Origin of the sequence: Streptomyces sp. NPDC088725 (assembly GCF_044751305.1) — a bacterium.
In the GTDB taxonomy this organism is placed as follows: Bacteria; Actinomycetota; Actinomycetes; order Streptomycetales; family Streptomycetaceae; genus Streptomyces.
In genome coordinates, this window is the sequence record NZ_JBIVLO010000006.1 from 388,483 (window position 1) to 402,230 (window position 13,748).

The following is a 13,748-nucleotide window of genomic DNA, read 5'->3' on the forward strand; positions in this document are numbered from 1 at the left end:
AACCAGCAGGCTGGAGGGGGACACCGGAAGCGGTGTCCCCCTCTCCTTGAGGAGAGCATCCACTCCATGTACAGCATCTTCTTCCGTCTGATCTTCCGCAGGATGGAACCCGAGCGCGCCCACTACCTGGCCTTCCGCTGGATCCGGCTGGCCGTCCGCGTCCCCGTACTGCGTACGTTCGTCGCCGCCACCCTCGCGCCCCGCTTCCCGGAGCTGCGGACCGAGGCATTCGGCCTGCGGATGCACGGCCCCTTCGGGCTCGCCGCGGGCTTCGACAAGAACGCCGTCGCGATCGACGGCATGTCGATGCTCGGCTTCGACCACGTCGAGATCGGCACGGTCACCGGGCAGCCGCAGCCGGGCAACCCCAAGCGGCGGCTGTTCCGGCTCGTCAAGGACCGGGCCCTGATCAACCGGATGGGCTTCAACAACGACGGCTCCGCCGCCGTCGCGCGGCGCCTGGAAGCGCGGCGGGAGGTCTTCCGTACGACTGTCGGCGTCAACATCGGCAAGACCAAAATCGTCCCGGAGAGTGAAGCGGTCGCCGACTACGTCCTCTCGGCGGAACGTCTCGCGGCCCACGCCGACTACCTCGTCGTCAACGTCAGCTCGCCCAACACCCCCGGACTGCGGAACCTCCAGGCCGTCGACCAGCTCAGGCCACTGCTGACCGCCGTACGCGAGGCCGCCGACCGCGCGGTCCCGCAGCGCCGTGTCCCGCTGCTGGTGAAGATCGCGCCCGATCTGGCGGACGACGACATCGACGCCGTCGCCGACCTGGCCGTCGAACTCGGTCTGGACGGCATCATCGCCACCAACACCACGATCGCGCGCGACGGTCTCGGCCTGGTGTCGGACCCGGCGGTGGTCGCGGAGACCGGCGGCCTGTCCGGCGCACCCCTGAAGGCGCGCTCCCTGGCCGTCCTGCGCCGCCTGTACGCGCGTGTGGGCGACCGGATCACGCTCGTCGGGGTCGGCGGCGTCGAGAACGCGGACGACGCCTGGCAGCGCATCCTCGCGGGCGCCACGCTCGTCCAGGGCTACAGCGCGTTCATCTACGAGGGCCCGTTCTGGATGCGCGCGATGCACAAGGGCCTCGCCGCGCGTCTGGCGGTCAGCCCGTACGCGACCCTCGCCGACGCGGTCGGCGCCGACACCCGGAAGGTGACCGCATGATCGTCGCGCCGAGCACCACGACCCGCACCACCCCTCCGGAGCCCTTCGGTACCCGGCTGCGCCGGGCCATGGACAGCCGCGGGCCGCTCTGCGTGGGCATCGACCCGCACGCCGCGCTGCTCGAGGCGTGGGGCCTCGCCGACGACATCAAGGGCCTCGAACGCTTCACCCGCACGACGGTCGAGGCGCTGGCCGGCCAGGTCGCCGTGCTCAAGCCGCAGTCGGCGTTCTTCGAACGCTTCGGCTCGCGCGGCGTCGCCGTCCTGGAGAAGGCCGTCGCCGAGGCACGGTCGGCCGGGGCGCTGGTACTGATGGACGCCAAGCGCGGTGACATCGGCTCCACGATGGGCGCGTACGCGGCGGCCTACCTCGACCAGGACTCGCCGCTCTTCTCGGACGCGGTCACGGTCTCCCCGTACCTCGGCTTCGGTTCGCTCAGGCCGGCCCTGGACGCGGCGGCGGTCTCCGGGGCCGGTGTCTTCGTCCTCGCCCTCACCTCCAACCCGGAGGGCGCGGAGGTCCAGCGCGCCACCGCCGCCGACGGCCGTTCGCTCGCACAGGTGATGCTCGATCACATCGCGGCGGAGAACGCGGACAGCGCGCCACTCGGCTCCGTCGGCGCCGTCGTCGGCGCCACGCTCGGCGACGCGCGGGCCGATCTCGCCGTCAACGGACCGCTGTTGGCCCCCGGCATCGGTGCGCAGGGCGCGACGCCCGCCGATCTGCCCGGTGTGTTCGGCGCGGCGGTCGGCAACGTGGTCCCGAGCGTCAGCCGGGGGATCCTGCGGCACGGTCCCGACGTGACCGCGCTGCGGGACGCCGCGGAGCGCTTCGCGGAGGACGTTCGGACGGCCGTCGGAGGTGCGTACGGAAGCGGATGAGGGCGTTCACGAGACAAAACCTGAGCAAATTGTCGTAAATGTGCCTGTCGATCGATGCTGACCAGGACTTTTCGTCTGTTCTCGCTGACTCGGGCGGAGTTGGCCGCTAGTCTCCGTCGAGAGCCAGTGAGCAGTTCGCTGTTCGTGGCTCGCCCTGGTGTGGGGCGAACAGGTTCCTCACCGGTCCGTATCCGACAGTTCGACATCCGAGGTGACGTAGGCGTGGCTCTTCCGCCCCTTACCCCTGAACAGCGCGCAGCCGCGCTCGAAAAGGCCGCCGCGGCTCGCCGGGAGCGGGCCGAGGTCAAGAATCGACTCAAGCACTCCGGCGCATCCCTTCATGACGTCATCAAGCAGGGGCAGGAGAACGACGTCATCGGAAAGATGAAGGTCTCCGCCCTGCTCGAGTCGCTGCCCGGCGTGGGCAAGGTCCGCGCCAAGCAGATCATGGAGCGTCTCGGTATCTCCGAGAGCCGGCGTGTGCGCGGTCTTGGCTCCAACCAGATCGCGTCTCTGGAGCGCGAGTTCGGCGGTAGCCCTGCCTGACGTTCCCGGGCACTCCCGGGAAGCTGGATAATCGCTGCATGGCAGCAGAAGTACGTCCGCGGCTGACCGTGCTCTCCGGCCCCTCCGGGGTCGGCAAGAGCACGGTCGTCGCCCATATGCGCAAGGTCCACCCCGAGGTATGGCTCTCGGTGTCGGCCACGACCAGAAAACCGCGCCCCGGTGAGCGCCACGGTGTCCAGTACTTCTTCGTCTCGGACGAGGAATTCGACAAGCTGGTCGCCAACGGTGAACTGCTGGAATGGGCGGAGTTCGCGGGCAACCGCTACGGCACGCCCCGCCGCGCGGTGCTCGACCGCCTGGACCAGGGCGAACCCGTGCTCCTGGAGATCGATCTCCAGGGCGCCCGGCAGGTCAAGGAATCGATGCCCGAGTCGCGGCTGGTCTTCCTGGCGCCGCCCAGCTGGGACGAGCTGGTGCGCCGGCTCACCGGCCGGGGCACCGAGTCGGCCGAGGTGATCGCCCGCCGGCTGGAGGCCGCGAAGGTGGAACTGGCGGCCGAATCGGAGTTCGATACGTCACTGGTCAACACCTCCGTCGAGGATGTGGCGCGTGAGCTGCTAGCCTTGGTGGCAGTTGTCTGATTCGTTGTGCTCAGTTTGCTCCGAGTTGTCCGAGCGAACCGAGTTGCCAGATTTTCCTGATTTATTTTCGGAAGGCTAGAGAGTGTCCTCTTCCATGACCCCACCCGAGGGCATCATCAACCCGCCGATCGATGAGCTGCTCGAGGCAACCGACTCGAAGTACAGCCTGGTGATCTACGCCGCCAAGCGCGCGCGTCAGATCAACGCCTACTACTCGCAGCTCGGTGAGGGCCTGCTCGAGTACGTCGGCCCGCTGGTGGACACCCACGTCCACGAGAAGCCGCTCTCGATCGCCCTGCGTGAGATCAACGCGGGTCTGCTGACCTCCGAGGCCATTGAGGGCCCGGCCCAGTAGGTTCAGCCCGGTAGGTCCATAGGTTCAATCGCTCTTTATCCACAGGCCCGGCAGCGTGACTGCCGGGCCTGTGGTGTGTCATAGGAGAGCCACGGCACAGTGCGGGGGCGCGAGGGCGGAGGGAGACACGGTGGACAAGCCGAAGGTCGTTCTGGGAGTGGCCGGCGGAATCGCCGCGTACAAGGCGTGCGAGCTGCTGCGCAGGCTCACCGAGTCGGGCCACGACGTACGGGTCGTACCGACCGAGTCCGCCCTGCGTTTCGTGGGGGCCGCGACCTGGTCGGCGCTCTCCGGGCACGCCGTGTCCACCGAGGTCTGGACCGACGTCCACGAGGTGCCGCACGTGCGGATCGGACAGTCCGCCGACCTGGTCGTCGTCGCACCCGCCACCGCCGGCCTGCTCGCCAAGGCGGCCCACGGCCTCGCCGATGACCTGCTCACGAACACCCTGCTCACCGCGCGCTGCCCGGTCGTCTTCGCTCCGGCCATGCACACCGAGATGTGGGAACACCCCGCCACCCAGGAGAACGTCGCGACGCTGCGCCGGCGCGGAGCCGTCGTGATCGAGCCCGCCGTCGGACGGCTGACGGGTGTCGACACCGGCAAGGGCCGGCTGCCCGACGCGGGCGAGATCTTCGAGGTCTGCCGCCGGGTGCTGGCCCGGGGAATCTCCGTACCCGACCTCTCGGGACGCCATGTCGTGGTCAGCGCGGGCGGCACGCGCGAGCCGCTGGACCCCGTCCGCTACCTGGGCAACCGCTCGTCCGGGAAGCAGGGCTACGCCCTGGCCCGTACGGCGGCGGCACGCGGCGCCCGCGTGACCCTCATCGAGGCCAACACCGGCATCGCGGACCCGGCCGGGGTGGATGTGGTGCATGTCGGGACGGCCATCCAGCTGCGGGAAGCCGTGCTGAAGGCGGCGGCGGGGGCCGACGCGGTGGTCATGGCGGCGGCCGTGGCGGATTTCCGGCCCGCCGATTACGCCACAGGCAAGATCAAGAAGAAGGACGGCCAGGAGCCCGAGCCGCTGGTGCTGGTCCGCAACCCGGACATCCTCGCGGAGATCTCGGCCGGGCGGGCGCACCCGGGCCAGGTGATCGTCGGCTTCGCCGCCGAGACGGACGACGTCCTGGCGAACGGCCGGCACAAACTGCGGCGCAAGGGCTGCGATCTGCTGGTCGTCAATGAGGTCGGGGAGCGCAAGACCTTCGGATCCGAGCAGAACGAAGCGGTCGTCCTGGCGGCGGACGGCGGCGAGACGCCGGTTCCGTACGGTCCGAAGGAAGCGCTGGCGGACATCATCTGGGATCTGGTCGTCCCGAGGTTTGGGACGGCGGAGGCGTCGGAGGGGCATCGAGGCTGAGGACGCACCCGAAAACGTACGAATTCTTCGTCGCGCCGAATCGGTGCCCGATCGATCTCGGCGCCGGTGTTCCTCTCGTCGGAGTGGGCCTGGGCAACAGGAAATTGGTGTTCCGATACCCGGGGTGCGGAAGATTTTCGCGTGCTGAAAATCAGTGATCTCAAGCCACGCCACTCCCACGGAGCGAGACACCTGGACCTCTGGCCCGATACGACCGATAAACTGTCCTCAGGAACGTCGAGGGGCTCGCAGCCTCCGGCCGGTCCGACCATGATGAGCCAGCAGCCGCTGCAACCCCAGGGAGCGATGTGTCCCGCCGCCTGTTCACCTCGGAGTCTGTGACCGAAGGTCACCCCGACAAGATCGCTGACCAGATCAGCGACACGATTCTCGACGCGCTCCTGCGAGAGGACCCGGCCTCCCGGGTCGCCGTGGAAACCCTCATCACGACCGGCCAGGTCCATGTGGCGGGCGAGGTGACCACGAAGGCGTACGCACCGATCGCCCAGCTCGTGCGCGACAAGATCCTGGAGATCGGCTACGACTCCTCGAAGAAGGGCTTCGACGGCGCGTCCTGCGGCGTGTCGGTGTCCATCGGCGCGCAGTCCCCGGACATCGCGCAGGGGGTCGACACCGCGTACGAGCAGCGGGTCGAGGGCGATGAGGACGATCTGGACAAGCAGGGCGCCGGCGACCAGGGCCTGATGTTCGGCTACGCGTGCGACGAGACGCCCGAGCTGATGCCCCTCCCGATCCACTTGGCACACCGGCTCTCCCGCAGGCTCTCCGACGTGCGCAAGAACGGGACCATTCCCTACCTGCGCCCCGACGGCAAGACACAGGTCACCATCGAGTACGACGGCGACAAGGCCGTCCGCCTCGACACGGTCGTCATCTCCTCGCAGCACGCCTCCGACATCGACCTGGACTCGCTGCTCGCGCCCGACATCCGCGAGTTCGTCGTCGAGCACGTGCTGAACGGGATGGTCGAGGACGGCATCAAGCTGGACACCGAGGGCTACCGGCTGCTGGTCAACCCGACCGGCCGTTTCGAGATCGGCGGCCCGATGGGCGACGCCGGTCTGACCGGCCGCAAGATCATCATCGACACGTACGGCGGCATGGCCCGCCACGGTGGCGGCGCCTTCTCCGGCAAGGACCCGTCGAAGGTGGACCGCTCCGCGGCGTACGCGATGCGCTGGGTCGCGAAGAACGTGGTGGCCGCGGGCCTTGCCGCGCGCTGCGAGGTCCAGGTCGCCTACGCGATCGGCAAGGCCGAGCCGGTGGGCCTGTTCGTCGAGACCTTCGGCACGGCCACGATCGACACCGAGAAGATCGAGCAGGCCATCGCCGAGGTCTTCGACCTCCGCCCGGCGGCCATCATCCGTGACCTCGACCTTCTCCGCCCGATCTACGCCCAGACGGCGGCATACGGCCACTTCGGCCGCGAACTCCCCGACTTCACCTGGGAGCGCACCGACCGCGTGGACGCGCTCCGCGCGATCACGGGGCTCTAGGGCCGCAGGGGCTGAAAGGTCCTGAACACGTACGACGGGCCCCGGACGCCAGTTGGTGTCCGGGGCCCGTCGCGTTGTGCGGCTCCATGCGGCAGTGTCTGGACGCCCTGGCGCGCGGAACGATGTGCGTTCTGCCACCGGCTCGACGCGGCCTTCGCGGCTGATCGGCCGGCGTCAGGCCGTCGTGGTGCCCGTGAGCTGTTCGCTCAGGTGCCACAGGCGGGTGGCGGCCTCGGGGTCGATCGCGTAGGGCATCACGCCCACCAGACGGGTCGCGTCTTCGAGGGTCCAGCCCTCCCGCTCGTCCTCGGGCACCAGGCCGGCCACCTCGACGTTCTCGCAATAGACGCCGCCCATTCCGTCGAGCCGCGGGTTCGTCGCGCACCAGACACTGGTCGCGGCCCCCTGTTCCACCGTCTTGAGCGTGGCCTCGGCATTGGCCACGGGATTTCCGTTCTCGTCGAGGAAACCCGCCGCCTGAAGTTCCTCTGTCTTCATGTACCGTCCGAGATTCGTGTTGGCAATGCCGCCCGGGTGGAGGGAGAAGGCGCGTACCCCGTCGTCTTTCCCGCGCTCGTCCAAGGCGCACGCGAAGAGAACGTTGGCTGTTTTCGACTGGCCGTAGGACGACCAGCGGTCGTAGTCGCGGCGGTCGAAATTGGGGTCCTCGAACACGACCGGTGAGAAGCGGTGGCCCCAGGACGAGACCGATACGACTCGCGCTCCGTCCGCCTCGCGCAGGGCGGGCCACAGGCGGGCCGTGAGCTGGAAGTGGCCCAGGTGGTTGGTCGCGAACTGTGATTCGTATCCCCGGGCGTCCCGGATCAGTGGGGAGGCCATGATTCCCGCGCTGTTCACCAGGATGTGCAGCGGCCGGCCGGAAGCACGGAACCGTTCCGCGAAGGCGTCGACGGACACCGGGTCGGTCAGCTCCATCGCCTCGATCTCGACTCCGTCGATCCCCTTCAGCGCGTTCGCGGCCTTGTCGTGATCGCGGGCCGGCACGACGACTTCGGCGCCCGCCGAGCGCAGCGTTCGGGTGGTTTCAAGGCCGATACCGGAATAGCCGCCCGTGACAACGGCGACTTTGCCGGACAGGTCGATCCCGTCAATGACATCGGCGGTGGTGGACTGCGCGCTGAAACCGGAATTGACGGGCTTTTGCGGCGTGGGCATGGCAGGCCTCTCCTCGTGATTACGAGCAGCGTACGGCCGGCCTCCCGGGAGAGGACTGCTTGTTGATCCGTACGGCGTACGTGACCGTACGGACGCGGGAAGAGCCGGTCCCCTCCCACGCTCACTCGGGCCCGAGCGGGCGTGGCGGCCGGCGCGCAGAAGCGCCGGCCGCCACAGGGCTCACAGGGAGGTCTTTCCCGGCTCAGCTGAGCGGCTTGTGCAGCACGGCCTTGCGGTGGCTGAACGTCTCCAGGGAGTAGCGGCCGTGGTAACGGCCCATGCCGCTCTCGCCCACACCGCCGAACGGCAGGTCGGACACGGTGAGATGGGCCACGGGAAGGCCGAAGCCGAGGGCACCCGACGAGGTCTCCGCCGTCAGCCGGTCGCGGGTCGCGGAGGATTCGGTGAACGCGTACAGCGCCAGCGGCTTGGGCCGGTCGTTGATGAACGCGATGGCCTCGTCCAGCCCCTCGACCTCCACGATCGGCAGCAGCGGGCCGAAAATCTCCTCGGCCATGACCGGGGAATCCGGCGACACCCCGGCCAGCACCGTCGGGGCGATGTAGCGGTTCGCACGGTCGTGCTCGCCGCCGACGACGGTACGGCCCGAATCGAGGAGGCCGGTCAGCCGGTCGAAGTGCCGTTCGTTGACGATACGGCCGTAGTCGGGCGAGACAGCCGGATCGGCGCCGAACTTCTCCAGTACCGCCTTCGCCAGCGCCTCTTCCAGCGCGCGCGCTGTCCCCGGGTCGGTGATGACGTAGTCGGGGGCGACACAGGTCTGGCCTGCGTTCAGGAATTTGGCGGACACGAGCCGGGCGGCCACCGTCGCCGGGTCGGTGTCCCGGTCGACGAAGGCGGGCGACTTGCCGCCGAGTTCCAGCGCCACCGGCGTGAGGTGCTCGGCGGCCGCCCGCAGCACGATACGGCCCACGGCGCCGTTGCCGGTGTAGAAGATGTGGTCGAAGTGCTGTTCAAGGAGCGCGGTCGTCTCCGGAATCGCGCCCTCCACCACGGCCACCGCGTCGCTGTCGAGGTAGCGCGGCAGGAATTCCGCGACGACACGCGAGGTGGCGGGGGCCATCTCGCTCGGCTTCGCGACAACGCAGTTGCCCGCCGCGAGCGCGCCCACCACGGGCGCGAGCAGCAGCTGCGCCGGGTAGTTCCACGGCGCGATGACCAGCACGACACCCAGAGGATCCTGCACCGTCCAGGCGGTCGCTGAACCGAGGTGCTCGGGAACCTCCGCGGGCTCGGGCCGCAGCCAGCCCTCCAGCCGCTCCAGCGTGTGGTCGATCTCGCGCACGGTGAAGTCGATCTCGGTACGGAACGCCTCACGCTCGGGCTTTCCCAGATCCTCCCGCAGCGCGGCGGCGAACTCCTGACCGTGCTCGGTCAGCATGGCCCGCAGCCCGCGCAGCTGCTCCGTACGCCAGGCGAGCGGCTTGGTACGGCCGGTACGGAAGGTGGCACGCAGCCGGGCGACGACATCGGCGGGTTGTCCAACGGTGGACTGCACATGGCTCCTTGAGTGGCGCGACAGATGTGTGTACGTACCAACACTAGGCCGCGCCGGTTACCTCCGGGGGAGGCCCCCTCGCCGGAATCCCAGGGCGGCCGCGCTCCCGCCGGCCTGGTTTGCGCAGTCTCCGCCGGAGCCGCCCGCCCGGCTCAGGAAGCGGGAACGCCAGGACCGGGGCCGAGGCCGTATGGCGCACGCAGGTCGGCTCTGTCAGTGCTGTCTGGTAGGAATTTGGCTGTGAGCAGCGACGACGAGCAGTCCGGGCGCTCCGCCGACGGCGGTGGCCCTGAGCAGCTTGCGCTCATTCGGGAGACCGTGCGGAAGGCCAAGGTGCCGCGGGCCAAGCCGCGGACGTGGCGGGGGGCCGCGCTGGCCCGGGAGTTTCCGGTGGCACGGGTGGTGGTCAACAAGGGCGTGCTCCATCTTGACCAGTTCTTCGACTACGCCGTGCCGGAGGAGCTGGACGAGGACGCGCAGCCGGGTGTGCGGGTGCGGGTGCGGTTCGGGGCCGGGGCGCATCAGGTGCGGGGCGGGCGGCGCGAGGGCGGGCGGCTGATCGACGGGTTCGTGGTGGAGCGGCGCGCCGACTCCGACTACTCGGGGCCGCTGGCCGCGCTGGCCGGAGTCGTGTCGCCCGAGCCGGTGCTGAGCGCGGAGCTGCTGGGGCTCGCGCGCGCCGTCGCCGACCGGTACGCGGGAAGCCTGGCGGACGTCCTCCAGCTCGCGATCCCGCCGAGGAACGCGCGCGCCGAGTCGAAGCCCTCTCCCGAACCGCCGAAGCCGCCCGCCGCGCCCGACCCGGGGACATGGGTGCGGTACGGGAAGGGCGCGGCGTTCCTCGACGCCCTCGCCGCCGGTGGCGCCCCGCGCGCCGTGTGGACGGCGCTGCCGGGGCCGGAGTGGGCGGACGAACTGGCGCGGGCCGTCGCGGCGACGCTGGCGTCGGGCCGGGGCGCGCTCGTCGTCGTGCCGGACGGCCGGGTCGCCGCGCGGCTCGACACCGCCCTCACAGCCGTGCTCGGCGAGGGCCGCCATGCCCTGCTCACCGCGGAGGCCGGCCCCGAGAAGCGGTACCGGGAGTGGCTGGCCGTACGGCGCGGCTCGGTCCGCGCGGTGATCGGGACGCGCGCGGCCATGTTCGCGCCGGTGCGTGATCTGGGGCTCGTCGCCATCTGGGACGACGGCGACGGCAGCCACAGCGAACAGCACGCCCCGCAGCCGCACGCGCGCGAGGTGCTGCTGCTCCGCGCCGCGCACGACAAGTGCGGTTTCCTGCTGGGGAGTACGGGGTGCACGGTCGAGGCCGCGCAACTGGTCGAGACGGGATGGGCGCTGCCGATCGCTGCCGACCGCGAGCAGGTGCGCAACGCGGCGCCGCGCGTACGGACCGTCGGCGACGGGGACTTGGCGCGCGACGAGGCGGCCAGGGCGGCCCGTTTGCCCAGTCTCGCCTGGCAGGCCGTCAGGGACGGGCTGAAGACCGGACCTGTGCTGGTGCAGGTGCCGAGGCGGGGCTACGTACCCCGGCTCGCCTGCGAGCGGTGCCGTACGCCGGCCCGGTGCAGGCACTGCGCCGGCCCGCTGGAGGCTTCTCAGCAAAGGGAGTTGCACTGTGCGTGGTGCGGGCGGGCCGAGGCCGGCTGGCAGTGCGTGGAGTGCGGGAGTACGCGGCTGCGCGCGCAGGTCGTCGGGGCGCGGCGGACGGCGGAGGAGCTGGGCCGCGCGTTTCCGGCCGTGCCGGTCCGTACGTCGGGGCGTGACCATGTGCTCGACTCGGTGCCGGGACGGCCCGCGCTGGTGGTGAGCACGCCGGGGGCGGAGCCGGTGGCGGAGGGTGGCTACGCGGCCGCGCTGCTGCTGGACGGCTGGGCGATGCTCGGCCGGCCCGATCTGCGGGCCGGGGAGGAGGCACTGCGGCGCTGGACGCAGGCCGCCGCGCTGGTGCGGGGACAGGGCGAGGGCGGTGTGGTGGTCGTGGTGGCGGAGCCGACGCTGAGGCCGGTGCAGGCGCTGGTGCGGTGGGACCCGGTGGGGCACGCACAGCGGGAGCTGGCGGAGCGGGCCGAGCTGGGGTTCCCGCCGGTGTCGCGGATGGCGGCGGTGGCCGGCCGGGTCGGTGTGCTCGAGGCGTTTCTGACGGCCGCGTCACTGCCGGACGGCGTGGAGGTGCTGGGCCCCGTGCCGCTGCCGATGACGGATCCGGCGCGACCGCGCCGGGCGGGAGATCCGCCGCCGGGAGAGAGCTGGGAACGGGCGCTGCTGCGAGTCCGGCCGGGGGGCGGCGCGGCGCTGGCGGCGGCGCTCAAGGCGGCGCAGGCAGGTCGGTTGGCGCGGGGCGGAGGAGATCCGGTACGGGTGCGGATCGATCCCCCGGACATCGGCTGACGGAGCCATCGGCTGACGCACGCAGGCGGGGTGGGGTGAGGGAGCCGGCCGTGACGGGACGCGCTCCCGAACCGGCCGCGAGAGTGGGACGGCCGCCTGCGTGGGAGGGCCGGGTGAGTCGGACGGCCATGTGCGTGGGACCGCCGCGTGAGTGCGACGGCCAATTGAGCGGGACGGCTGCGGGGAAGCCCCGGAGGAGTACGCCGGGGGCGCGAGGCGGACGACACCGTCTGCCGTCGTCCGGCCACGGCCGCCTCGCGCAGCCCGCATACGCGACCGGCGCGGGCAACCGCGCGGCGCGACCGAGAACCAAGTCCGGCGCCCTCTCCGCCCCGGCACCGCGCCTGCACGTGACCGCCGGCGGACCGCCGGGCGCGCGCGCAAGCCGGTTGCGCGCAAACCCGTGCCCGCCGGCGGCCGTTCCGCGCTCAGCCGCCCCTGGGGCCGGGGAACGCGCCCGGCCTGGTCTCCTCGCGGAGCGACTGCACCGTCGGCTGCGGTGGCATCGAGCGGGCCGCGGGCACCGTAGGAACCGGCGGCCGGGGCACGGCCGGCACGGTGGAGGTGGTGGTGGACGCCGTGGCGTCCTGGTCGGTCTCGACCGGGCCCGGCTGCTGGGCCACACTGCGGCGCGAGCCGTAACGGCGGTGCACCGCCTGCTTGGTGACTCCCAGCGCCGACCCGACCGCGTCCCACGAGAAGCCGAGCGAGCGGTCGAAGTCCACCGCCGCGGTCACCAGGGTCTCGACGCTGTCCCGCAGCTCCTGCGCCAGACGGACGGTCGGTGCCGGGGCTCTGCCGTAGACGACGAAGCCCGTGGACGGCCCCGATCGGCGCGGACGGTAGACGTTGCCCAGCTGAGCGGTGAGGGTGCGCAGAGCGTCCACCTGGCGGCGGACCCGCTCGATGTCGCGCACCAACAGGTGCAGACTCGCTCGGGCTTGGGCGTCGTGGGTTGCGTGGTCGGCCATGAACAAGCCTCTCGAACCGGCGTGGAAAGGTCCGGGCCGCACCGGTGCGGCCCGCGTGGGGGTCAATCTCTCTTGACAACGCGCCAGCGGGCCATGTGGTCACGCTACGGGGGCGTATCCGCGTAATCCGAGGCGCGCGGACGGTCGTGTGCACCCCCGGTGGGCGGCCCATAGACTGGTGCGCCGCTCGTCGTTCCAGCCCTGGCCCCCGGTCCAGGGCACCGGCCCCGCCCCGGGTGCCGGTCCCAGGTTCCAGCCCGAGAGGCAGTCAGTCACCGATGAAGCTCGTCTTCGCCGGCACCCCCGAGGTCGCCGTACCCGCCCTGGACGCACTGATCGCCTCCGACCGGCATGAGGTCGTCGCTGTCGTGACCCGGCCGGACGCGCCGTCGGGCCGCGGCCGCCACCGCGTCGCGAGCCCGGTCGCGCAGCGCGCGCAGGAGGCGGGCATCGAGGTGCTGCGGCCCGCCAGGCCCCGCGACGAGGATTTCCTCGCGCGGCTGCGTGAGATCGCGCCCGACTGCTGTCCCGTGGTCGCGTACGGCGCCCTGCTGCCGAAGGCCGCCCTCGACGTGCCCTTGCAGGGCTGGGTGAATCTGCACTTCTCGCTGCTGCCCGCCTGGCGCGGCGCCGCGCCCGTCCAGCACGCCGTGATGGCGGGCGACGAGGTCACCGGCGCGGCGACCTTCCAGATCGAGGAAGGGCTCGACTCCGGTCCTGTGTACGGCGTGATCACCGAAGAGGTACGGCCCACCGACACCAGCGGGGACCTGCTGACCCGGCTCGCCTTCGCGGGGGCCGGGCTGCTCGCCGCCACCATGGACGGCATCGAGGACGGTTCGCTCAAGCCCGTGCCGCAGCCCGCGGACGGCATCTCGCTCGCGCCCAAGCTCGGCGTCGAGGACGCCCGGGTGGACTGGTCGGCGCCGGCCCTGCGGGTCGACCGCGTGGTCCGCGCGTGCACGCCCGCGCCCGGTGCCTGGACCGTCTTCCGGGGCGAGCGGCTGAAGCTGATCCACGCGGCGCCGGCGCCCGACCGTACGGAGCTGGCCCCCGGAGTGCTCGCGGTCGGCAAGAACAACGTCTACGCGGGCACCGGTTCGTACGCCGTCGAGCTGCTGTGGGTCCAGCCGCAGGGCAAGAAGCCGATGCGCGCCGCCGACTGGGCCCGCGGGGTGCGGATCGCCCAGGGCGAAAGGCTCGGCGCGGCGGACGTAGGCTGAGGGGGAACGACTCTTCTCACCGCGGAGCACC

General features: G+C 71.2%; 12 protein-coding genes. 9 read left to right on the forward strand and 3 right to left on the reverse strand.

The features are described from left to right. The first annotated feature begins 66 nt into the window (after positions 1–66). From ACIP6N_RS18110 to metK, 7 genes are all read left to right on the forward strand, one after another. The gene (locus ACIP6N_RS18110) at positions 67–1,176 is read left to right on the forward strand and encodes a quinone-dependent dihydroorotate dehydrogenase (protein WP_401816714.1); all 1,110 of its coding nucleotides are present in this window, start codon (positions 67–69) and stop codon (positions 1,174–1,176) included. Next, positions 1,173–2,057: an orotidine-5'-phosphate decarboxylase gene (pyrF, locus tag ACIP6N_RS18115; protein ID WP_401816715.1), complete on the forward strand. Its 885-nt coding sequence runs from the start codon at positions 1,173–1,175 to the stop codon at positions 2,055–2,057. The genes ACIP6N_RS18110 and pyrF overlap by 4 nt, the downstream gene beginning before the upstream one ends. A gap of 222 nt (positions 2,058–2,279) precedes the next feature. After that, entirely contained in the window at positions 2,280–2,603 is a 324-nt protein-coding gene (locus tag ACIP6N_RS18120; RefSeq protein WP_040019917.1) for an integration host factor, read from the forward strand. A gap of 38 nt (positions 2,604–2,641) precedes the next feature. After that, entirely contained in the window at positions 2,642–3,205 is a 564-nt protein-coding gene (gene gmk, locus ACIP6N_RS18125) for a guanylate kinase (RefSeq protein ID WP_401816716.1), read from the forward strand. An 82-nt stretch (positions 3,206–3,287) separates the two neighbouring features. Further along, a complete protein-coding gene (rpoZ, locus tag ACIP6N_RS18130) occupies positions 3,288–3,560 on the forward strand; it encodes a DNA-directed RNA polymerase subunit omega (RefSeq protein WP_040019913.1) in 273 nt (90 codons plus the stop codon). A gap of 130 nt (positions 3,561–3,690) precedes the next feature. After that, positions 3,691–4,923 carry a bifunctional phosphopantothenoylcysteine decarboxylase/phosphopantothenate--cysteine ligase CoaBC gene (coaBC, locus tag ACIP6N_RS18135; RefSeq protein WP_401816718.1) on the forward strand — a complete coding sequence of 411 codons (1,233 nt, stop codon included), beginning with the start codon at positions 3,691–3,693 and terminating at the stop codon, positions 4,921–4,923. Positions 4,924–5,231: 308 nt separating this feature from the next. Continuing rightward, positions 5,232–6,440, forward strand: a complete 1,209-nt coding sequence (gene metK / locus ACIP6N_RS18140) for a methionine adenosyltransferase (protein ID WP_401816720.1) — start codon at positions 5,232–5,234, stop codon at positions 6,438–6,440. Positions 6,441–6,614: 174 nt separating this feature from the next. Here the strand turns inward: metK and ACIP6N_RS18145 are convergent, their stop codons facing one another. Beyond that, entirely contained in the window at positions 6,615–7,616 is a 1,002-nt protein-coding gene (locus ACIP6N_RS18145) for an oxidoreductase (protein ID WP_401816721.1), read from the reverse strand. A gap of 202 nt (positions 7,617–7,818) precedes the next feature. Beyond that, on the reverse strand, positions 7,819–9,135 hold the full coding sequence (locus ACIP6N_RS18150; protein ID WP_401816722.1) for an aldehyde dehydrogenase family protein: 1,317 nt from the start codon (positions 9,133–9,135) through the stop codon (positions 7,819–7,821). Positions 9,136–9,375: 240 nt separating this feature from the next. On the opposite strand from ACIP6N_RS18150, the gene ACIP6N_RS18155 reads away from it, so the two are divergent. Next, positions 9,376–11,523, forward strand: a complete 2,148-nt coding sequence (locus ACIP6N_RS18155; RefSeq protein ID WP_401816723.1) for a primosomal protein N' — start codon at positions 9,376–9,378, stop codon at positions 11,521–11,523. A 428-nt stretch (positions 11,524–11,951) separates the two neighbouring features. Here the strand turns inward: ACIP6N_RS18155 and ACIP6N_RS18160 are convergent, their stop codons facing one another. Continuing rightward, on the reverse strand, positions 11,952–12,494 hold the full coding sequence (locus ACIP6N_RS18160) for a hypothetical protein (RefSeq protein WP_401816724.1): 543 nt from the start codon (positions 12,492–12,494) through the stop codon (positions 11,952–11,954). A 278-nt stretch (positions 12,495–12,772) separates the two neighbouring features. Here ACIP6N_RS18160 and fmt point away from each other — a divergent pair, with 278 nt between their 5' ends. After that, positions 12,773–13,717, forward strand: coding sequence for a methionyl-tRNA formyltransferase (gene fmt / locus ACIP6N_RS18165; RefSeq protein ID WP_401816725.1), 945 nt, complete (start codon positions 12,773–12,775; stop codon positions 13,715–13,717). Positions 13,718–13,748: the final 31 nt, after the last annotated feature.

Coding starts and splice junctions, on each gene's coding strand:
- fmt (WP_401816725.1), top strand. CDS start 12,773: ATGAAGCTCGTCTTCGCCGGCACCCCCGAGGTCGCCGTACCCGCCCTG.
- pyrF (WP_401816715.1), top strand. CDS start 1,173: ATGATCGTCGCGCCGAGCACCACGACCCGCACCACCCCTCCGGAGCCC.
- gmk (WP_401816716.1), top strand. CDS start 2,642: ATGGCAGCAGAAGTACGTCCGCGGCTGACCGTGCTCTCCGGCCCCTCC.
- ACIP6N_RS18110 (WP_401816714.1), top strand. CDS start 67: ATGTACAGCATCTTCTTCCGTCTGATCTTCCGCAGGATGGAACCCGAG.
- ACIP6N_RS18145 (WP_401816721.1), bottom strand. CDS start 7,616: ATGCCCACGCCGCAAAAGCCCGTCAATTCCGGTTTCAGCGCGCAGTCC.
- ACIP6N_RS18160 (WP_401816724.1), bottom strand. CDS start 12,494: ATGGCCGACCACGCAACCCACGACGCCCAAGCCCGAGCGAGTCTGCAC.